Source organism: Woeseia oceani (assembly GCF_001677435.1).
GTDB lineage: Bacteria > Pseudomonadota > Gammaproteobacteria > Steroidobacterales > Woeseiaceae > Woeseia > Woeseia oceani.
Genome location: NZ_CP016268.1, coordinates 2087771 through 2106781, shown reverse-complemented (window position 1 = coordinate 2106781; position 19011 = coordinate 2087771). Strand labels below are relative to the sequence as shown.

General features: G+C 56.8%; 19 protein-coding genes. 12 read left to right on the top strand and 7 right to left on the bottom strand.

Features of this window, described 5'->3' with window-relative positions:
* Positions 1-53: 53 nt before the first annotated feature.
* From BA177_RS09425 to BA177_RS09415, 3 genes are all read left to right on the top strand, one after another.
* Positions 54-860 (top strand): MbnP family copper-binding protein, encoded by an 807-nt coding sequence (locus BA177_RS09425; RefSeq protein WP_156762770.1) that lies wholly within the window; start codon positions 54-56, stop codon positions 858-860.
* Positions 857-1990 carry a methanobactin export MATE transporter MbnM gene (locus BA177_RS09420; RefSeq protein WP_068615682.1) on the top strand — a complete coding sequence of 378 codons (1134 nt, stop codon included), beginning with the start codon at positions 857-859 and terminating at the stop codon, positions 1988-1990. The genes BA177_RS09425 and BA177_RS09420 overlap by 4 nt, the downstream gene beginning before the upstream one ends.
* A gap of 412 nt (positions 1991-2402) precedes the next feature.
* Positions 2403-2948 carry a hypothetical protein gene (locus BA177_RS09415; protein WP_068615681.1) on the top strand — a complete coding sequence of 182 codons (546 nt, stop codon included), beginning with the start codon at positions 2403-2405 and terminating at the stop codon, positions 2946-2948.
* A gap of 103 nt (positions 2949-3051) precedes the next feature.
* On the opposite strand, the gene BA177_RS09410 is transcribed toward BA177_RS09415, so the two are convergent.
* Positions 3052-3489 carry an Hsp20/alpha crystallin family protein gene (locus tag BA177_RS09410; RefSeq protein WP_068615678.1) on the bottom strand — a complete coding sequence of 146 codons (438 nt, stop codon included), beginning with the start codon at positions 3487-3489 and terminating at the stop codon, positions 3052-3054.
* Between the two features lie 307 nt (positions 3490-3796).
* On the opposite strand from BA177_RS09410, the gene BA177_RS09405 reads away from it, so the two are divergent.
* Together BA177_RS09405 and BA177_RS09400 are read left to right on the top strand one after the other, a co-directional pair.
* Positions 3797-4639: a PhzF family phenazine biosynthesis protein gene (locus tag BA177_RS09405; protein WP_068615676.1), complete on the top strand. Its 843-nt coding sequence runs from the start codon at positions 3797-3799 to the stop codon at positions 4637-4639.
* A 103-nt stretch (positions 4640-4742) separates the two neighbouring features.
* Positions 4743-5411, top strand: a complete 669-nt coding sequence (locus tag BA177_RS09400) for an MOSC domain-containing protein (RefSeq protein ID WP_197492970.1) — start codon at positions 4743-4745, stop codon at positions 5409-5411.
* A gap of 40 nt (positions 5412-5451) precedes the next feature.
* On the opposite strand, the gene BA177_RS09395 is transcribed toward BA177_RS09400, so the two are convergent.
* On the bottom strand, positions 5452-5994 hold the full coding sequence (locus BA177_RS09395) for a DUF1697 domain-containing protein (protein WP_068615673.1): 543 nt from the start codon (positions 5992-5994) through the stop codon (positions 5452-5454).
* 121 nt (positions 5995-6115) lie between these two features.
* On the opposite strand from BA177_RS09395, the gene BA177_RS09390 reads away from it, so the two are divergent.
* A complete protein-coding gene (locus BA177_RS09390; protein WP_068615671.1) occupies positions 6116-7873 on the top strand; it encodes a monovalent cation:proton antiporter-2 (CPA2) family protein in 1758 nt (585 codons plus the stop codon).
* A gap of 86 nt (positions 7874-7959) precedes the next feature.
* Here the strand turns inward: BA177_RS09390 and BA177_RS09385 are convergent, their stop codons facing one another.
* Complete coding sequence (locus BA177_RS09385) at positions 7960-8520, bottom strand: NADPH-dependent FMN reductase (RefSeq protein WP_068615669.1); 561 nt, start codon at positions 8518-8520, stop codon at positions 7960-7962.
* A gap of 191 nt (positions 8521-8711) precedes the next feature.
* A complete protein-coding gene (locus BA177_RS09380; RefSeq protein ID WP_068615667.1) occupies positions 8712-9611 on the bottom strand; it encodes a pirin family protein in 900 nt (299 codons plus the stop codon).
* A 120-nt stretch (positions 9612-9731) separates the two neighbouring features.
* On the opposite strand from BA177_RS09380, the gene BA177_RS09375 reads away from it, so the two are divergent.
* A complete protein-coding gene (locus tag BA177_RS09375; RefSeq protein ID WP_068615666.1) occupies positions 9732-10637 on the top strand; it encodes a LysR family transcriptional regulator in 906 nt (301 codons plus the stop codon).
* A 62-nt stretch (positions 10638-10699) separates the two neighbouring features.
* Complete coding sequence (locus BA177_RS09370) at positions 10700-11602, top strand: pirin family protein (RefSeq protein WP_068619163.1); 903 nt, start codon at positions 10700-10702, stop codon at positions 11600-11602.
* A gap of 248 nt (positions 11603-11850) precedes the next feature.
* Here the strand turns inward: BA177_RS09370 and BA177_RS09365 are convergent, their stop codons facing one another.
* Positions 11851-12411: a GNAT family N-acetyltransferase gene (locus BA177_RS09365; RefSeq protein WP_068615664.1), complete on the bottom strand. Its 561-nt coding sequence runs from the start codon at positions 12409-12411 to the stop codon at positions 11851-11853.
* 219 nt (positions 12412-12630) lie between these two features.
* On the opposite strand from BA177_RS09365, the gene BA177_RS18600 reads away from it, so the two are divergent.
* Positions 12631-12792 (top strand): hypothetical protein, encoded by a 162-nt coding sequence (locus BA177_RS18600; protein WP_156762769.1) that lies wholly within the window; start codon positions 12631-12633, stop codon positions 12790-12792.
* Positions 12793-12798: 6 nt separating this feature from the next.
* Here the strand turns inward: BA177_RS18600 and BA177_RS09360 are convergent, their stop codons facing one another.
* A complete protein-coding gene (locus BA177_RS09360; RefSeq protein ID WP_068615662.1) occupies positions 12799-14376 on the bottom strand; it encodes a SulP family inorganic anion transporter in 1578 nt (525 codons plus the stop codon).
* 689 nt (positions 14377-15065) lie between these two features.
* On the opposite strand from BA177_RS09360, the gene BA177_RS09355 reads away from it, so the two are divergent.
* Both BA177_RS09355 and BA177_RS09350 read left to right on the top strand, forming a co-directional pair.
* A complete protein-coding gene (locus BA177_RS09355) occupies positions 15066-16136 on the top strand; it encodes a Yip1 family protein (RefSeq protein WP_068615660.1) in 1071 nt (356 codons plus the stop codon).
* Positions 16137-16226: 90 nt separating this feature from the next.
* Positions 16227-17168 (top strand): D-2-hydroxyacid dehydrogenase, encoded by a 942-nt coding sequence (locus BA177_RS09350; RefSeq protein ID WP_082990011.1) that lies wholly within the window; start codon positions 16227-16229, stop codon positions 17166-17168.
* A gap of 300 nt (positions 17169-17468) precedes the next feature.
* Here the strand turns inward: BA177_RS09350 and BA177_RS18595 are convergent, their stop codons facing one another.
* Complete coding sequence (locus BA177_RS18595) at positions 17469-17627, bottom strand: hypothetical protein (RefSeq protein WP_156762768.1); 159 nt, start codon at positions 17625-17627, stop codon at positions 17469-17471.
* A 909-nt stretch (positions 17628-18536) separates the two neighbouring features.
* Here BA177_RS18595 and BA177_RS09335 point away from each other — a divergent pair.
* Positions 18537-18929: a hypothetical protein gene (locus BA177_RS09335; protein ID WP_068615652.1), complete on the top strand. Its 393-nt coding sequence runs from the start codon at positions 18537-18539 to the stop codon at positions 18927-18929.
* The last annotated feature ends 82 nt before the right edge of the window (positions 18930-19011 follow it).

The window sequence follows — 19011 nt, the reverse complement described above, 5'->3', positions numbered from 1 at the left end:
TCGTGCAGGCCGTCCGCACAGCCTACAGAGCGCCTGCTATCATCTTTGGCAGTATGCGCCGCCTGCTCACCACCATTTTTTCCTGTTCACTGTTGCTGCTCGCGGCCTGCGGGGAACAACGGCTGCCGGTGGAAATACGTTTCGCCGCCTATTATGCCGACAGTGAAGTCTCGTGCCTCGAAAACAACAGCGGTATTGGCTTGTCGGACTTGCGCTTCTTCGTGCATGACGTGCGCTTGCAAACGGCAGATGGCGGAGAGGCCCGATTGACGCTGACGCCGGAGCCCGGCTGGCAAACCGACAGTGTTGCCCTGATCGATCTTGAGAATGCCGGTCATGGCTGTATCAACGGCAGCCTGGAAACGAACATACGGTTGCAAGGCACGGTACCGGCAGGCACGTATGACGGCCTGAGCTTTCGCGTGGGTGTCCCTGACGTGCTGAATCACGCGGACCCGCTTTATGCTGAGGCTCCATTGTCGCAAACCGCGATGCACTGGCACTGGCGTTCCGGCTACAAGTTTATGCGTGCAGGCGTCAGACAAGGCGACGATGGTGCATGGCTGCACCTTGGCAGCGCCGGTTGCCAGGGAACCATCGGTAACCTGAGTGGTTGTGAGCGCGCAAATCGGCCAACAGTGCGTTTGCCGGGCTTCGACGCACAACGGCACGCCGTCGCGCTCGATTTGCAACGGCTGTTTGCTGCCTCATCGCTGCGCGATGGTCTGATAGACAGTTGCCAGATGGGACCGGACGAAGAGCTGTGTGACGGTATCGCCATGGCGCTGGGACTGGACCTTGCCGATGGTTCAAGCGCCGGGCCAGCCAAGGCGTTCAAGACGGTAGACTTCAGGCAGTGAGCAAGTGGCTGCCAGGCGCCGCTCTCGTCGTGCTTGTCATTATCGCAAGCATGGTCACTAGGTCGGGTAGTGACGACTATGAGTGGGATTTGCCGTGCGGCCACCCGCTGCCGATCGTGCCGGATGACAATCCGATGTCCACTGCCAAAGTCGAACTGGGCCGCTGGTTGTTCTACGACACGCGGCTGTCTGTTAGCGGTGAAATGTCGTGCGCGACTTGCCACAGACAGGAGCTTGCCTTTACCGATGGGCGTGCACGTGCGGTTGGTGCCACGGGCGAGATTCATCCGCGTGGTTCGATGAGCCTTGTGAACGCCGCATTCACCGGCCGACTGAACTGGGCCAATCACTTGCTCGATCGACTGGAAATTCAGGCACTGACGCCATTGTTCGGTGAGACTCCGGTGGAGATGGGCATGGTGGGTCGGGAGCAAGCGGTTATCGATCTGCTACGCAAGGATGATCGTTACCGTAAACTGTTGCCGCGTGCCTTTCCTAATGATGCCGATCCCTATTCCCTGTTGAATCTCGTTCGTGCCATCTCTGCATTTGCGCGCAGTATCGTTTCGTTCAACAGTGACTATGACCGTTACTTGCAAGGTCAAAGCGACGCGTTGAGTGACAGCGCCGTGCGCGGCATGGAATTGTTTTTTTCCGAACGCTTCGAGTGTTTCCATTGCCACGGTGGCTTTAATTTTACGGACTCAAGTACACACAGTGCTGCGAGCGTCAGCAACGTCGGTTTCCACAACAACGGGCTGTACAACATCGGCGGCAATGGCAATTATCCGCCGGACAATACCGGGCTCTACGAGCTGACCGGGCAACGGCGGGATATGGGTCGATTCAAAGCGCCAACCTTGCGCAATATCGCAGTGACAGCACCTTACATGCACGACGGCAGTTTGGCTTCTTTAGCGGATGTGCTTGATCACTATGCACGTGGCGGTCGATTGATCGAAAGCGGACCACAGGCCGGGGACGGGCGGCACAACCCGTATCGCTCGGAGTTTGTTACCGGTTTCGAAATGAGTAGCAGTGAGCGCGATGACTTGCTTGCATTCTTGGCAGCGCTTACGGATCAGTCAGTGTTGACTGATGCGCGGTATGCGGATCCTTACCAGCCGTAACAAGTCTTGCCGACAAGCGGTCCATAGCCGATGTACGCACTGCAAAACGCCGGTGTCGGCGTTGTTGCGGCAAGCAGGGTGTTGCCTGCAGTCAAACATCACGGCCTGTACGACTTCCGGCTGACATCGTTCGTTGTCGACTGTTCACCCTGCCGAAACGCAGTGGTTATGCGTGGCCGAGCGTCAAGCTATACAAACTGGATGACCGCCCGGCGTTGGTCGTTAGGTATACAATCAAACTGACGAGCTATCCGCACGGCGAGAATTCAGGCGCCTGACGTGGCCAGCCGCGGTTACTCATTGGCAAAATGGTCAAACAACATAGTCGCTGGTTAGCAAACCGGTTCACTGCAGGGTTAGAAGTGAGCAATGTCCTGTTCGTTTTTCGACCTACTCAACAGGGGGAAGGGCTATGGGAATTATGTCGTTGTGGATGCCGATCATTGCGTCGGCTGTGCTGGTCTGGATTGTCAGCGCGATCGTCTGGATGGTGATGCCCTGGCACAAGAAAGACTGGTCCGCAGTGCCGAACGAGTCGGGGGCTCGCGCGGCGTTGAAGGGGCTTGCGAGTGGCATGTACATGCTGCCGTACTGCACGGACCCGAAACAGCTTGATGACCCGGAGGTGCGCAAGAAGTACGAGGAAGGGCCAATAGCCTGGATCACGGTCGCACCGAACGGCTTGCCGAAAATGGGCGGCAAGTTATTACTGTCTTTTGTTTTCTATCTGCTGGTTGGTGTCGTGTGTGCTTACATACTGACTCGTACCGGCACTGCACTGGACGATTATTTGCAGGTATTCCGGGTCGCTGGAACGATCGCGTTCATTAGCTACAGCTTTGCCTATGTGCAGGAAAGCACCTGGTTTCAACGTCCATGGTCGGTCACGGCGCGTAACTTTCTCGACGCGTTGATCTATGCGTTACTGACGGGTGGAGTGTTCGGTTGGCTAGCGTAAAGGGTCATTAGCCGGGGGCAACGCGTCAATGAAATTGGGGGGCATACTCGCCCCCCAATGGTCTTACGTCGTAACGGCCCTGAACGTCAGTGCTTGCGTTGACTTACGCGGCGACACTGATACGTCGCGGCAATGCCTTGGCCTGTTTCGGGATGGATATCTCAATCACGCCATGCCGGTTGCTCGCTTCTACTTTGTCACCATCGACGGTATCAGGCAGGATAAATCGCCTGTAAAAGCGCCCATAAGCGCGCTCGGCACGACGGCGCGTCGGAGTTGCAGTTTCGCTGTCGCTGAACTTTCGTTCGCCCGCGATGGTAAGTACTCCGCCGTCCAGAGTGACCTCTACTTCTTTCGGATCAACTCCCGGCAAGTCGACCTGAAGTTGAAAGCTGTCTTCAAATTCATTGATGTCGACGCTGGGTACCCAATCGGCTGTCGCACTGCTGCTGTCCGCATTAGCCCTGCTGTCGAAGAGACGATTGATCTCGTCCTGCAACTGACTCACGCCTCTCCACGGCTCGTATCGTATTAATGACATGGTTCTGGTCTCCTCAATAAGAATGCCTGGCGTGTTAGCGTGCCGGGCTTGCGGCTATCAATGTGTGCGCACGAACGGATTTCAAGGGTGGCAGCCGGCAGGCAAGGTGGGACGTTCGGCCCTGCTAATACAGCGGGAACTGAGGGGACTTGACGTGGGCCTGTATCGCCACCATATCGTCTGACTGCGGTCGGAAAAGCCCCGGGATGCAGGGCTTGAAATGGTTGCTACAGCAGGGTCGACGTTTGCTGTATTCAATAACAGCTAGTGTGTTTGCCGCCAGGCGGTATCACGTTGGAGAGTACTGATGAGCGAGTCAAAGTTGTATCGCTATACTGCCTTCAGTGACAGGGCAGATGGAGGTAATCCGGCCGGCGTATGGGTCGGCGATGTTTTGCCGCCGGTCCGCGAAATGCAGCGCATTGCGGCCGAGGTGGGGTTCTCCGAAACCGCGTTTATGGCACCCCGGAACGGCGAGGTTCGTGATGTGCGCTATTTCAGTCCTGAAGCGGAGGTCAGCTTTTGTGGGCACGCAACGATTGCCAGCGGCGTCTTGCTGGGCATGCAGGACGGCATCGGCGACTATCGTTTGCAGACACAGGTTGGTGAAGTGCTCGTCAACGTACGCCAGGAAGGTGAGCGTTTCGTTGCTTCACTGACTTCCGTCGAACCACGTCACGAGCAACCGTCTGCTACTTTGCTGGACGCTGCACTGGCAGCGCTGAACTGGAGCCGGAGCGAACTCGATCCCAGTCTTCCTCCGGCGAAAGCGTACGCAGGGGCCTGGCACCTGATTATCGCGGTGAAAGAGCGTTCTCGTTTGCAAACACTTGACTACGCCTTTGATGAACTGAAAACGCTGATGCTCGAACACGAACTGACGACGTTACAGCTGATCTGGCAGGAATCGTCAAGCGTCTTTCATGCGCGCAACCCGTTCCCCGTCGGTGGGGTGGTAGAGGATCCCGCCACCGGTGCAGCAGCTGCGGCGTTGGGCGGGTACCTGCGCAATGCCGGGTATTTGACGGCACCCGGCACTCTGCACATACACCAGGGAGTCGACATGGGACGGCCGAGTGAAATTACGGTAAGCATCCCGGAAAAAGGCGGCATAGTCGTTTCGGGAACGGCCGTCAGTCTGGACGGCTGATCAGTTCGATTTTGTTTAGTGTCAACCAGCACGGTTTTGACGGTAGTGATTTGTCCGGTGAGAGCGGATACTTCGGGGCACGGGCAACATTGCAGGAACTTGGATGATGCAAGCAGAAACAGTCGCTGTACTAACGGGCAAGACAGCACCGTTCGGTCCGAAAGGCGAGCCCAGTGCCTACCGCAAAGTCGCTACGGCCGAGACGCAGGAAATTGACTCCCTGGGTATTGTTGGCGATGAACAGGCCGATCCGCGCTACCACGGCGGACCCGACAAGGCGATCCTGCAGTACGCATCAGAACACTACCCGCTCTGGCAGCAAGAACAGCCGCACCTACGTGCGGAGTTCCGCGATGCCGGTGCGTTCGGTGAGAACATATCCAGCATTGGCATGGACGAAACCTCGGTTTGTATTGGTGACCGTTTCCGGCTTGGCACGGCCGTTGTCGAGGTGAGTCAGGCGCGCCAGCCGTGCTGGAAACTCGGACACCGCTTCGGTGATGCGGGAATGGTGGAGGCCGTTGTGCGGTGCGCCCGGAGTGGCTGGTATTACCGGGTATTGGAGCCAGGCTCGGTCGCAGCGGGTGACGAGATTGAATTACTGGAGCAGCCTTTTCCGCAATGGCCAACGGCGAAAGTGTTCGAACTGCTGATCGGCGGCGGACGCGACAAATCGGCATTGCGTGCCCTGAGCAAGCTCGATCCATTGTCCATCAATTGGCGTGAACGAGCGCGGCGCAAACTGCGTAACCTGAAAGGGCGCGACGATTAGCGACGTGCGCGGTCCAGTACCGTCCCGTTAACGAGCCTCCTCAGTCCGGAACACTGGCCGCGATTTTCAGGACCGTATTCCAGTTGCGTACCGTGCCTATTCCACCCATGCGCTCGGGCGACAATGCCGCACCCAGTTTGGATTGACCGATACCGGCACCGAAATAAACCCAGAGATTGCCATTGACCACCCGGACTTGTTCGGCGTCGGTCCGCCATTGCTCCAGCTTGCTGACAGCCGCAGCCGTAACCGGTTCGCGCATGACGCGCACTGTTACGTGACTGGGATCGTCAATGGATTCTGTCGGGAATGGGTTGTCGGCAAGCAGTTGCCGCCAATCGTCGGCGGTTCGCAGAATCATGGAAATTGGCCGATCGAATTGCTCGACGAACTTCTGCTCCAGGGTCTCCGACAAAGCCAAAAGGTGTTGTTTATCGGTACTGAAAATCAGGTTGCCGGTTGCAAGTACCGTGCGCACATCTTTTAACCCCATGGTTTCCGCCATCTCTCGGAGGTCCGCCATGATCACGCGTTTGCCCTTGCCGAGGAAAACGCTGTACAGCAACGCGATGTAGTGCGTCATCGGCCGCCCCGGATCGTTGCGTCACAGACCTTCGCCACAATGGGTTGCACTGCATTGTTGGTGCGCTGTCTGTTCATGTCCCCTATATTGTCACTAAATACACTGGAGCGGGCTACCTGGCATGTTTGCTGAAATGATTGTCTTTCTGGTCGGTGCCGTCATCGCCGTCCCACTTTTCCAGCGCTTCGGCCTTGGCGCTGTTCTCGGCTATCTGGCGGCCGGCGTGATCATCGGTCCCGCCGGGATGGCGCTTGTTGCCGACGTTGATCGCGTCATGCATACGGCGGAACTTGGGGTAGTGTTGCTGTTGTTCATTGTCGGACTGGAGTTACGACCCGCGCGGTTGTGGACACTACGCCGGTCAATCTTTGGCTTTGGTGGCGCACAACTGCTTCTGACGGCGGTGTTCCTTGGTGCGGCTGGACTGGCGGCCGGTCTCAGTCTTAACGCCGCGATCCTCGTTGGCCTTGTGCTTGCCTTGTCGTCCACTGCGTTCGCCTTGCAGCTCATGGCGGAACGAAATGAATTAACCTCACGCCACGGCCGCACAGCCTTTGCGACGTTGTTGTTCCAGGACCTGGCCGTGGTCCCGCTGCTCGCCATCGTGCCCTTGCTGGGGCAGGGCGAAGGCGCAAGTGTCGGGATGGAAGGGGCAATTCGTGCCGTTGTGGTTTTGCTGGCGGTAGTCGTCGGCGGCCGTTACCTGTTGCGCTATCTGCTTCGTATTGTCGCGAAAAGCGGTGTGCGGGAGGCCTTGACGGCCGCTGCGTTGCTGATCGTTCTCGGCACGGCGGAAATCGTCGAGCTTGCCGGTCTGTCGATGGCGCTTGGCGCATTTCTCGCCGGGGTGCTGCTAGCTGATTCCGAGTTTCGGCACCAGCTGGAAGCGGACATTGAACCGTTCAAAGGCTTGCTGCTCGGTTTGTTCTTCATTTCTGTTGGCATGTCGTTGAACTTGCAACTCATCGCCCAGAGTCCGCAGAATGTCGTTGCCGCCGTTGCCGGACTGGTATTTCTGAAATTCGCGGCCTTGTTCCTGCTGGGGCGGTGGCACGGTCTGGAGAACGCAGCAGCACGCCGCCTGGCACTGATACTGTCTCAGGGTGGCGAGTTCGCTTTCGTTATTTTCGGCGTGGCCGTAGCCGGTGAGGTCATTGAGACCGAGCTCGCAGAATTCTTGATCGTTGTTGTTTCACTCTCAATGGTGACCACGCCGTTGTTACTTCGTTTGGAACGCGCTTTGTCGGCTGCCGTCGACGTGCCGGGTGAATTCGACACTATCGAAGATGAGCACAACCCGGTTATCATCGCGGGATTCGGTCGCTTCGGACAGATGACCGCACGCGTATTGCGTGCCAAGCGCATCGGGTTTACGGCGCTCGACATCAGCCAGGAACAAGTCGATTTCGTTGCGCGTTTTGGTAACAAGATCTATTACGGTGATGCGTCACGACTGGATCTGCTGGAATCAGCCGATGCTGCCAAAGCGAAAATCTTTGTTCTGGCGATTGATGATGTGGCTGCATCGTTACGCACAGCCAGCATAGTTCGACGGCACTTTCCTCACCTCAAGATTTACGCTCGCGCACGCAACAGGCCACATGCGTACCAGTTGATGGACCTCGGTATTGAGGTCATTCGCCGGGAGACATTTTTGTCAGCGCTCGATCTGACGGTGGAAGTATTGAAGGGTCTGGGCGAAAGCGATGCAGCTGCACGCGATGCGGTCAACAAGTTCAAGGAGCACGACGAACAACGCTTGCACGAGCACCGTGAGTCGCACAACGACGAACAGAAGATGCAAAGTCTCGCGAAGACTGCGGCCAAAGAACTCGAAGAAATGTTCCAGCGCGATCGCGAAGACGGCGTGCGGCTGTAATCCGGTGGTTGCCATAGCCTGCCACGGCATAGCGACGGCGTGTTGAACAATTGTGCGGCGTATCGCTACGCCTCGTGCTTAAGGTTTCAGTGAGACTCGCGCACGAAATCGACGAAACCGTTGAGAAAATTCCGTAGCCGGCTGTCCATCGCTTCATCGGTCAAACGGCCCTGTTGGTCGAACAGGCCACCGGCCCGTGGCGCCATCAGGCGTCCGCCATTCCACAAAGACACGCCAAGTGCGCGCATCACCGGCAACCAGGCGTTTTGTGCCAGTACGGTGCCATAACCTCCCGGCGTTGCACCGAGCAATCCAAGGGGGCGGCCGCCAAAAACGGCAGGAATGTCGGCCGCCGGTCGTGACATCCAGTCAATGGCATTCTTGAGCACACCGGGCATGGCATTGTTGTATTCCGGACTGCATATCAATACCCCGTCGGCACTGGCAAATGCCGCCTTGAGTTCAGCCACACGCGGTGGAACTCCGGACTCCGCCTCGTCATCAAAATTGTAGAGCGGAATGTCCGCGATGGATTCCAGTATCAGTTCGGTGTTCTCCGGCATGCGTTCGCGGGCGGCCTTCAATAGCCGTGTATTCAGTGACTCGCGTCGCAGACTGCCGGAAACGCCAACTATCGTAATCGCCATTCGTTTCGTTCCTCGTAGATTGGTTTCGTGCTGTTAGTCAGTGGTCAGCGTCGTGGTTTCGGACCGGCATAGCAAGGGTTGCTGGCAATGGATTGCGCCGGCGTCGGCAACTGCACGCCTGTCGCAATGCTGTTTGTGAACAATGAAGAGAGCGGGCAGGGCGCTGAAGCCCTGTCCGCAGGTTGCTATTGCTAGACCGTCGCAGGCGCTTCCCGCGATGGCGCGGGCCTGCCCAATTGTCCGAACTGGCCACGATTAAAGTCGCTAATCGCCTGGCGGATCTCTGCTTCGGTGTTCATGACGAACGGTCCGTAACCGGCGATGGGTTCCTCGATGGGTTCGCCGCTCAGTACAAGCAACGTACTGTCGGTTTCCGCATCGATGGTAATCCCGCTGCCGTGGCGGTCCAGCATGACCAGTTGTGCTTCGCGTGCTGTCTCGTCACCATTGATCGTCACGTTGCCGCGCAACACGACCAGCATCAACGTGCGTCCTTCGACAAACTGGACGTCTACCGAGCCACCGGCATTCAGGCGCATATCCCATACGTCCAACGGAGTGAACGTCTCAGCAGGGCCTTTCTTGCCGGCAAATTCGCCGGCGATCACGCGGACTTTGCCTGCCCCGTTCGCCAGTGCAACGGTCGGTATTTGTCGTTCCTGAATCGCCTGATACTTCGGTGGGGACATTTTGTCCTTGGCGGGCAAGTTGACCCACAACTGAACCATCTCCAGGGTTCCACCTTGTTGCGTGAATGCCGGTGAATGGAATTCATCGTGCAAGATGCCGGACGCCGCTGTCATCCACTGGACATCGCCGGGTTTTATCGTGCCGCCTGCGCCGGAAGAATCCCGGTGCGCCACTTCGCCTTCGTAGACAATAGTGACGGTTTCGAAACCCCGGTGCGGGTGTTCACCAACGCCGCGCGGCTGGCTGGCCGGGTCAAATTTCATCGGACCCGCGTAGTCCAGCAGCAGGAACGGACTGACGTGCTCACCGTGGCTGTTGTAGGAGAACAGCGATCGAACCGGAAAGCCGTCGCCGACCCAGTGCTGCCGGGGTGCGCTGTAAACGCCTAGGATCTTTTTCATGTTTGCCTCCTGTGTTCGTGGGCCGAAGCCAGACCAAGGTGGCAATAGTAGATTCGGGACAATGCGGGCGGTAGACTGCAAAACTTGGTCACAGCGTCCTGAAATTGGAACGATAAGCCGGTGCAAGACCTTAATGATCTCTATTACTACGTCCACGTGGTCGACAACGGCGGATTCGCGCCTGCCAGCCGGGCGCTGGGCGAGCCCAAATCCAAACTGAGCCGGCGGCTGGCCCGGCTGGAAGAGCGGCTGGGTGTGCAACTGGTGCACAGATCCACCCGGCGCTTTTCAGTAACGGACATCGGCCAGACCTACTACGTGCACTGCAAGGCAATGCTGGTGGAAGCAGACGCAGCGCAGGAAGCCATTGAAATGACGCGGGCCGAACCCTGCGGCACGGTGCACCTGAGCTGTCCGATCGCATTGCTCGAATCCAGTGTTGGCGGGATGCTGGCGGCGTTCATGAATACCTATCCGCAGGTCCAGGTGCACCTGCAGGCCACCAATCGCCGGGTTGATTTGCTTAACGAAAACGTGGACGTCGCGATCCGGGTGCGGCGGCTGCCGTTGGCCGACAGCGACATCGTTGTGCGCAGTCTTGGCGATCGGCAGCAGTGCCTGGTCGGGAGTCCGACACTCTTTGCAAATGGCCATAGACCGGCAACACCCGCCGATCTCGGCACGATGCCGAGCCTTGGCCATGGTCAGCCGCATCAGAAGTTTCGCTGGGAATTGCAGGGAGCGGAGGGCGCTGTTGCGACGATTCCCTTTGAACCGCGCCTGATCACGGACGATCTGGCGGTGTTGCGGCAAGCGGCGATTGCCGGCGTCGGTATCGTGCAGTTACCGAAATTGACCATCCGCGATGAGCTGGCAGATGGAACGCTGATTGAACTACTGCCGGGCTGGGCACCGCCAGCGGAAACGATTCATGCCGCCTTTGTCTCCAGGCGCGGCCTGCTGCCGGCTGTACGTACATTGATTGATTTTCTTGCCGAGCGCTTCGCCGGACTGGATGAAGACTAGCTTTTCCAACATGTCGCTTGTCCGACAATGAGCGCAAAGGCAAATTCAGAGAGGATGTTGCAATGAGTTACGTGGAATGCGCCGCCCCGAAATGCAGCGAGGCGGATGGAGCGATTGAGTTGCGGATTGTGCCCAAGGAAAAAGACTTGGGCGAAATGACGGTACGGCGGGTTCTGCCGTCACCCGGTCGACGAATGGTCGGGCCGTTCATCTTTTTCGATCACATGGGGCCGGCCGAGTTTCCACCGGGCAAGGGTATTCAGGTCCGTCCGCACCCGCATATTGGCATCGCGACAATCACGTACCTGTTTGAAGGGGAGATCATGCACCGCGATGACCTCGGTTATGAGCAGGCGATCCGCGCGGGTGCTGTCAACCTCATGACCGCCGGGCGCGGTATTGTGCATTCCGAACGTGCTGGCAGCGATCTCCAAACGCACGCGAAGCTGCACGGCATTCAGTCCTGGATGGCCTTGCCGGACGGGAAGGAAGAAATCGAGCCGGCTTTCGAACACACTCCGGCGGCCGACTTACCTGATTTCCAGATTGACGGCGCGCGTATCAGACTCATCATGGGCGAAGCCTATGGGCAAACCTCGCCGGTGACGACGTACTCGACAACGTTGTACATGGAGTGCCGGATACCCAAAGGGACATCACTGAAGCTTCCGGAACACTACAGTGAACTTGGCGCGTACGTGGTGAGTGGCTCGGTACGGATCGACGGACAGCAATACGAGGGTGGTGTGCTGGCTGTTGCCCGTCCCGGTCGCGCCGTGCAACTGACTGCGGATTCCGATTCCCGGGTTATGGTCATCGGCGGCAGTTCAATCGGCCGCCGGCATATCTGGTGGAACTTCGTCTCTGGCTCGAGAGAGCGATTGGAGCAGGCGAAGCGAGACTGGAAAGAGGGACGGTTTGGCAAGGTTCCGGGTGACGATGAATTTATTCCCTTGCCCGATTAGTCGGCGAAGGCAGGGTGAGCGCCAGCGAATAACGCACCGGGCTATCCCGGCAAATCACGCAAGTTGCGCAGAGAGCTATTCCACCAATCGAAACCTGTTGCCTTGGTTGTCGATTTAATTCAGCCAACTTAAGCGTTTGTCGGTGAGCGCGGGCCGTTTTGCACGCGGAATGCAATCGTCAGTGCCCGCGACAGTTGCGGTCACAGGCCATACGCAAGAGTTAAGGACGTTAGCTCTATAGCGTCCTGTCAGAGCGCCTTGCTCATTTTGATGACAACGTTTTCCGAGCCGTTCGCCGCAATGTGAGTAACGCGACTGACTTCCCGATAGCCGCGCGCGTAGTACAGCGGTTCCCCCGGAATAGTAGAACCCAGTTCGATCGTCTTGAAGCCGGCCTGCCGTGCGGCGTTTTCACCGAGGGTCAGCAGCAGGGTACCGATGCCGCGCCGTGTCCATTGCGGGTGGGTATACATAGCGCGAATACGTGCGGGATCAACGGCCGGGTCACTCAAAGAATCATCGCGACCAACCGTGTGGTCACCGCCATACAACGTCTTGCGTTTGCCCCAGCCGCCGCAACCGACCACCAGGGTCCGACCTTCGTGTTCGGTCTCAATGACGAAATAGGTCTGGTCCTGAAGGAGCGTGCGATCAACACCCATGGTCTCCTGGGCGGCCTCAATCTCGGCCGCACTCAGGAACGCTTTCATGTTCTCGGCGATCGCGAGACGCATGAGTTCCATGATGGCCGGGACATCGTCCTTGGTCGCAAGGCGGTGGCTCAGCTCGCACTTCGGATCATTCGGCATTCGGCAGGCTCATCAAGCTGGATCAGTGTGCCGCAATAATAGATCAAGCGACGGTCTGTCGTCTGTATCTAATCGGCACACACCTGACACTGCCGGAAGCAGCGTTCGACCCCGGTTACTGTTGGCATGATGTTATTCGTGATGTTGCCCGATCAGCCTATATCATGCTGGCTCTGTCGGGATAGGCACGGGACTGCCCCACAATCCGGGATTGGGTCTATGAGATCGGGGAAGCCTGAGCAGGACTACGCCAAAGAAGTCGGTGCAACCATCGTCATTGCTGACCGGGTGCAAGCCGCCGCACATGTCGTACACCTGGGTTTGCCAGGAATCGCGATAAAGCGATCAGACGGCAACTACGGCTCAAACACCTCGCAGTAGATAGTCCTAGATTCGCACAACCCGGTAGTGCGGATCGTCTTCAGCCATCTCGATCGTGACAAGACTGCCGGCGGCCGTAATCATTCGCTGGCATTCTTTGCTCATGTGGCGCAACAGCAGGTTCTTGCCGGCTTTCCGGTAGCGCTCGGTAATGGCATTCAGAATCTCAAGACTTGAGTAGTCCGCAATGCGTGCGTGCTTGAAGTCGATGATGACTTCATCCGGATCATCGGATGGATTCAGGCGCTCAGAAAACTCGCGCACGGAACCAAAATAGAGAACGCCCTGCAGGTTGTAGATACGCGTGCCGTCCTCGGTATTCTGCGGATTGAGACGCACGTGCTGTGCCGATTCCCACGCGAATACCAGTGCGGACATGACCACGCCGACAAACACGGCCAGTGCGAGGTTGTGCAAGAAAACAGTTGTAAGCGTTACTACAAGAATGACGAGTATGTCCGAGCCGGGCACTTTGCCGAAAGTCTGGAACGTTGACCATTCAAAGGTGCCGATGACCACCATGAACATGACGCCGACCAGCGCCGCTACCGGGATCTCAACGATTATCGGGCCACCCACAAGGATGAAACCCGCGAGCGCAAGTGCCGCTACAATGCCGGAAATCCGGCCGCGACCGCCGGAACGGATATTGATCAGGCTCTGGCCAATCATGGCGCAGCCACCCATGCCGCCGAACAAGCCGCTCAGGAAGTTGGCACCGCCCTGGGCGTAACATTCGCGGTTACCTTCACCACGTGTTTCGGTCATGTCGTCGATAAGTTGCAGCGTCATGAGCGATTCGATCAGGCCTACCATCGCCACCGCTGCCGCAACACCGCCGATAAGCAGTATGGTTTCCAGATTCCAGACAATGTCGCCGGGCCAGCCCCAGGCGGGAAAAGAGCCGCGTAATTCGCCGCTGCCAGTACCGTCGAACAAGACGTCCGATACTGTTTTAGTATCGACGACGTTGAAATAACTCAGCAAACCAACCGCCGCAATCGCGACCAGTATCGAAGGGACTGCTTCGCTGATCTTGGGAAAAAACTTGATGATGCACATCGTGACGAGGGCGAGGGCGCCCATGACGAGTATTTTATCGCTTGAAAGCCACTCACCGTCCACGGTCTGAAAGGACTGAAATTGCGAGATCAGGATGACAATGGCGAGACCGTTTACAAAACCCATCATGACGGGGTGCGGCACCAGGCGAATGAAACGACCGAGCTTCAGCACGGCGACAAGGCCCTGAATGACACCCGCGAGCATCACGGCGGCCACCATGTATTGCATACCGAGATTGTCGATACCGAGCTCTGCGCCAGCGGTATTGCCGGCGTCGACTGCCTTCGCGACCACCACAGCTACGGCGCCTGTCGCGCCGGATATCATGCCGGGGCGACCGCCAAACGCGGCGGTGATGAAGCCAAGAAAGACCGCCGACCAGAGACCAACGACCGGGTCGACATTGGCAACAAAGGAAAATGCAATGGCTTCTGGAACGAGCGCGAGCGCTACTGTCAGGCCCGATAAAGTATCGGTCTTCCAAGTACCGTGTATCTTGGTGAACAAACTGAAAAACATTTTGAGAAAACCACGCAAACCGCAACCACGACAGCGGTTCGGGATTAATCGAGAAAAAGGGTAGGAAAGACCGCGACGACTACGATAGACGAGAGCAGAGCCTCAATGTCGCAGGGCGGCGATTTTACACGATCATCCTGCCATGGCCACCCTGGTATTGCAGAATTGAGGATCGCGATCGCATCTTTTCCTGCTTTACAAGGCCAGAAACGGTGCGTGGAGTGCAGGTACGCGTGTGCGGTAACACAGGCTGCAGTGGCGATCAAATGCCGGTCGGGAGCCGGGAGCCCGATTGACCGCATGATTTTTACAGGCAGACCACGACAAATGGGCGACGCTTAGCATAATCCGGGATCAAAAAGCAGCTTTCCTGGGCCACATGGCTTTTCGCTATGCTTTGAAAAATATAGCAAAACTGGGTATTTTAATCGCCGGAACGCCCCGGCTGGCCAGACCGATGAGCCTGGATTGGCGGTTGCTTGCAGGACACGAATAGCGATGACCTTTCGGGCAATTGAGCTACTATTGCTCGCCAGCGCAGTTAGAAAAGAAAAACAGTGCGGCATCGGCGGTCTCGATGCCGCCCAGGACTTCGCGAAAAATCGAATAATGAAGTGGGATCCGCCTCGAGCGCAACGTCAACGCGTTGCACGAACCAATTAACTACGTATACCCAACTGGAGTCATGCATGTTTGATCCGAACCGAACACTGGCACTTGTCAAAGGCGCGTTGCTTGATGCGGAAACCACCTGGCGCAGTTATTTGCCGGAGGCGGGTGATTGGAAAAGAACGGCTTTGCTGTTCACCGGACCACTGATTGTTCTCTCCACGGTGCTTGCTTATCTCGGTGGTCTGACCAGTAGCGGTTCATCGCTGCTGGGGATGTTTCGACCGACGATCGCATCGTCCTTGTTCAACATGGTTTTTGCCGTCATCGGCATTGGCATAGCCGCGTTTATCTACAGTGCATTGGCGGGCGTGTTCGGCGGCAAGAGAGACTTTGCATTGGGCCTTGCCGCGCTGACATTGGCATTTGTGCCGGGCTACGTTGGTCAGGCATTCAGCTGGTTGCCGTGGATCGGCGGGCTTCTGGCCTTCGGTCTCGGTATCTACAGCCTCGTGCTCTTGTGGCGAATATTGCCGTTGTATCTTGAGGTACCGGCTGCAAAGCACGCGGCGCACTACATCGTGTCGCTAATTGCGACGATCATCGTAATGGCCGTCTTGGGCTCATTGTTCGCTGGCATGCGGCCGGGCGCGGACATTTCACGTTCATTCGATACAGGCAGTTATTCGGATTCCGGTAACCCTTTATCGGAGTCCGGTAGCTTGCTCGGTGCAGCCGTGCGTCAAGGTGAATTGATGGCTGCAGCCCAGGAAGATCAGTACACGCCGCCCGCAGACGGAGAGCTTGCCGAAAAGCAAGTGAAGGACTTCATACGGACTATGAGCCGGGTAGCCGAAGTACGACAAGCCAAGGCCGCACAATTACAGGAACTGAAAGCAAGGGCCGAGAACGACGAAGAAATGTCGATAGGGGACCTTACCAGCATGATGGGTAGCGCAACCGGTCTTGCCGGGATCGGTGGCGTCGAAATTGAAATCGTAAAAACATCGGGTGGCAACTGGGCTGAACACACCTGGGTACGCGACTCTTTGCGTACCGCCTGGCTGCAGAAAGATATCAATGACACGGTTAAGCATAACTACGAGTTGTACCAGGAGTACGAGTCAGAATTGGCACCGTACATTCAGTAATAGCATTGTGGTTGCCGCGACGGATTTTTTTTAAGCCTGTGAAGTAGGGCGATGCTGTCGGGACAAACGGGAACGCCGTAACGGCCAACGATGACTATGCCTGAATACCTGATAATTGATGCGGCAGCCGATGCCTATGCGGATGAGATAGCACGTCTGACGGGTGCGCCGTGTTCAGGCATCGTGTGTACGTCCGGAAAGCAGGCTGTGGAGAAATACTCCGGTCAGCCTGTGGTCTTCGGCAATCCGGACATGGTTGCCTCGGTGCTGGCTGAATTGCCCAACGTAGAGTGGGTCCAGTCCACCTGGGCCGGCGTTACGCCGTTAACGGCAGTGCCGCGTCGCGACTACGTGCTGACGGGAATCAAAGACGTGTTCGGTCCACCGATGTCAGAATACGTGACGGCCTACATGCTGGCTCACGAATTGAAGTTGTTTGAGCGCATGCAGCATCAACGTGCACACGACTGGTTTCCAAAACAATCTGGAACGCTTTTTGGTAAACACCTTTGCGTTCTGGGTACAGGCTCGATCGGGGCGTACATCGCACGGGTCGCCAAAGCATTCGGCATGCAGACGACCGGAATTAATCGTTCCGGCACAGCAACGGATGCGTTTGATCAGATCAAGCCGGTCAACGAGATGCACGACATACTGGTTGACGTCGATTACCTCGTGGCGACACTGCCGGCCACTGCAGAGACCAACAATCTGGTCGATGCCAAAGCGCTGGCCAGGCTGCCAGCAAACGCGTGTTTCATCAATGTCGGCCGTAGCAATGTCGTGAACGACGATGCCCTGATGCAGTCCTTGCGTGAGAACAAACTGGCCGGTGCGGTTCTCGATGTGTTCGATACCGAGCCGTTGCCTAAAGACAGCCCGTTGTGGGAGACGCCGAACCTGGTGATCACCGCACACAAGGCCGCACCCAGCCAGCCATCGCTGATAGCCCCTGTATTTGTCGAGAACTACCGGCGTTATTGCGAGAAGCAGCCGCTGAAGTACGTGGTGGGGTTCGAACGAGGGTATTGAACGCTTGGTCCATATTCTGCGTGTGAACGGGATTTAACATAATATACATTATGCGCACATAGAATGGTCACAGTTATCCGATCCTGTGACCGCGATGTTGCCACGCTTCACCTTACTTCTTGACTCCCACCAAGGCGCGCGCCGACTGAGCGCGGCAGCTCTGTGCCAATGATTGGCAAAGCCTCTACTGCCAGGCGCCACGATGAACCGGATTACCTGGGTCATTGTTCTCAATGCGGAGCCGAAAACTACTGCGCGGCCAACTTCCTGCCAATGTCTGAACTCGCACGGCCTGGCTTGCTAAACATCACTGGCACGGTCTGTAGCGATTGCGGCTATGTCGAGTTTCGCCCGATGTTTCGCAGCGGCTGCCACGATCTGTCGTTCTGCCTGGAGCTTGATGCGTTCGCTGACCTCATGACCACTGAAAATCGCTTGGGTTCGGTTATTTCTCGTCATTGAGTGATCCGCTGCCGGGCGTAGCCCGGCTCGGCCGCTCAATGGCAGCGTTAGTACAGATCCCCGCATATCGGGGATTGCTTAAGCGGTAACGCTTAAGGCGTCCCGTTGACCTTGTCCGGGATGTCCGCTGCGGTAACAAGGCGGGCCAGACGATGCCATGCACGTCTGCGCAGTTGGCTGAGGGAGCGAGTGTTCGCAACTATCCCTTTTAGCTTGACGGGATAGTTGCGCCTGGAGGAAATAGACGACAAAATGGCCTTCAGTCTGCGCAGGAATAGAGACCCGGCTTCGAAGTATCAGACGTGGAATGCGGCAAGGAGCCGGCCCGCATTCACCAGCGTGTTGTTGCCAATCCCAACGCTGGGATGTTGTCTCTATGCCAGTTGATCGCCTTGACGGCCTTATACACCGCTTGCATCGCCAAGCTGGGCTGCTGCCGCCAGTCTCTCGGCGGCCCGTTTCTCGACTTACGCCCTTCTACGGTTACCCTGCCGAACTGATAGCGGAATGGTGCTGCATTTCTGTCGGCACTGCTGAGAAATACAAGAACGGCCAACGGAAGCCTTCCAAGAGTGTTATGCGGTTGTTTGAACTCCACCGCGACGGTCGAGTACTTGACGAGGCCTGGAAGGATTTTCGATGCGTCAAAGGTCAGCTTATTGATAACTGTGGCAAGGTCGTTCGGCCTAGTCATTTTCAGATGGTCGGATTACTTTGGCATGCGTTATCCGAGGCCGATAGCCAGAAATATCGGGAGTTACTCGAGCAAATGGACAACGTCGCCTAGTACCTATGGCCAGTCTTTCAGCGCCCTCTTCGGCTTAGCTAATTCCCCGAATTGCGGATAAGCATGACTGGAATTCCTGTAAGATTAAGCTGACTCGACGAAATAGCTGGAGCATCGAAATGAAAGCAGCAGTTCAATTCTACGAGATAGTTGTTCACGACATGCATTTCTCGGGTGACAACCAATCCAGGTTGCAAATGACCGCCCGATTTCGATTGCAAATTGCGAACGCCGACAATCGAGTTTGTTTTGACATTCCAAATTGTTCAGTCGACTTAGCGCAGCCTTGGGGAACTCAATTTGGCGATCCCTTCGAAGTTGGGCCTCCGAATTGCTACCAGGGCAATTGGAACTACCAAGCTTTCTCGGAACTCGTCGAGAATTTTGTGCGCGAGCTTGTTGGGCCAACAGGCAGGCTACTTCATATCTCGGAAGACTCAACAAATGTCGAGATGAAGAACTGCGTCCTTGGTTGCCAGTCTCAAGTCTTCGTATTTGACTTACCTAATTGAAGAGACAGAACGCCCGATCGGTGGACGGTGTAACTGTATGATTTCTAGTCACGATTTGCGTCGAAAACTACGCTTGTAATAT

Coding starts and splice junctions, on each gene's coding strand:
- BA177_RS09390 (WP_068615671.1), top strand. CDS start 6,116: ATGTTTGCTGAAATGATTGTCTTTCTGGTCGGTGCCGTCATCGCCGTC.
- BA177_RS18600 (WP_156762769.1), top strand. CDS start 12,631: ATGAGATCGGGGAAGCCTGAGCAGGACTACGCCAAAGAAGTCGGTGCA.
- BA177_RS18595 (WP_156762768.1), bottom strand. CDS start 17,627: ATGACGAGAAATAACCGAACCCAAGCGATTTTCAGTGGTCATGAGGTC.
- BA177_RS09410 (WP_068615678.1), bottom strand. CDS start 3,489: ATGTCATTAATACGATACGAGCCGTGGAGAGGCGTGAGTCAGTTGCAG.
- BA177_RS09395 (WP_068615673.1), bottom strand. CDS start 5,994: ATGACGCACTACATCGCGTTGCTGTACAGCGTTTTCCTCGGCAAGGGC.
- BA177_RS09380 (WP_068615667.1), bottom strand. CDS start 9,611: ATGAAAAAGATCCTAGGCGTTTACAGCGCACCCCGGCAGCACTGGGTC.
- BA177_RS09425 (WP_156762770.1), top strand. CDS start 54: ATGCGCCGCCTGCTCACCACCATTTTTTCCTGTTCACTGTTGCTGCTC.
- BA177_RS09365 (WP_068615664.1), bottom strand. CDS start 12,411: ATGCCGAATGATCCGAAGTGCGAGCTGAGCCACCGCCTTGCGACCAAG.
- BA177_RS09415 (WP_068615681.1), top strand. CDS start 2,403: ATGGGAATTATGTCGTTGTGGATGCCGATCATTGCGTCGGCTGTGCTG.
- BA177_RS09405 (WP_068615676.1), top strand. CDS start 3,797: ATGAGCGAGTCAAAGTTGTATCGCTATACTGCCTTCAGTGACAGGGCA.
- BA177_RS09335 (WP_068615652.1), top strand. CDS start 18,537: ATGAAAGCAGCAGTTCAATTCTACGAGATAGTTGTTCACGACATGCAT.
- BA177_RS09350 (WP_082990011.1), top strand. CDS start 16,227: ATGACTATGCCTGAATACCTGATAATTGATGCGGCAGCCGATGCCTAT.
- BA177_RS09360 (WP_068615662.1), bottom strand. CDS start 14,376: ATGTTTTTCAGTTTGTTCACCAAGATACACGGTACTTGGAAGACCGAT.
- BA177_RS09355 (WP_068615660.1), top strand. CDS start 15,066: ATGTTTGATCCGAACCGAACACTGGCACTTGTCAAAGGCGCGTTGCTT.
- BA177_RS09400 (WP_197492970.1), top strand. CDS start 4,743: ATGATGCAAGCAGAAACAGTCGCTGTACTAACGGGCAAGACAGCACCG.
- BA177_RS09370 (WP_068619163.1), top strand. CDS start 10,700: ATGAGTTACGTGGAATGCGCCGCCCCGAAATGCAGCGAGGCGGATGGA.
- BA177_RS09385 (WP_068615669.1), bottom strand. CDS start 8,520: ATGGCGATTACGATAGTTGGCGTTTCCGGCAGTCTGCGACGCGAGTCA.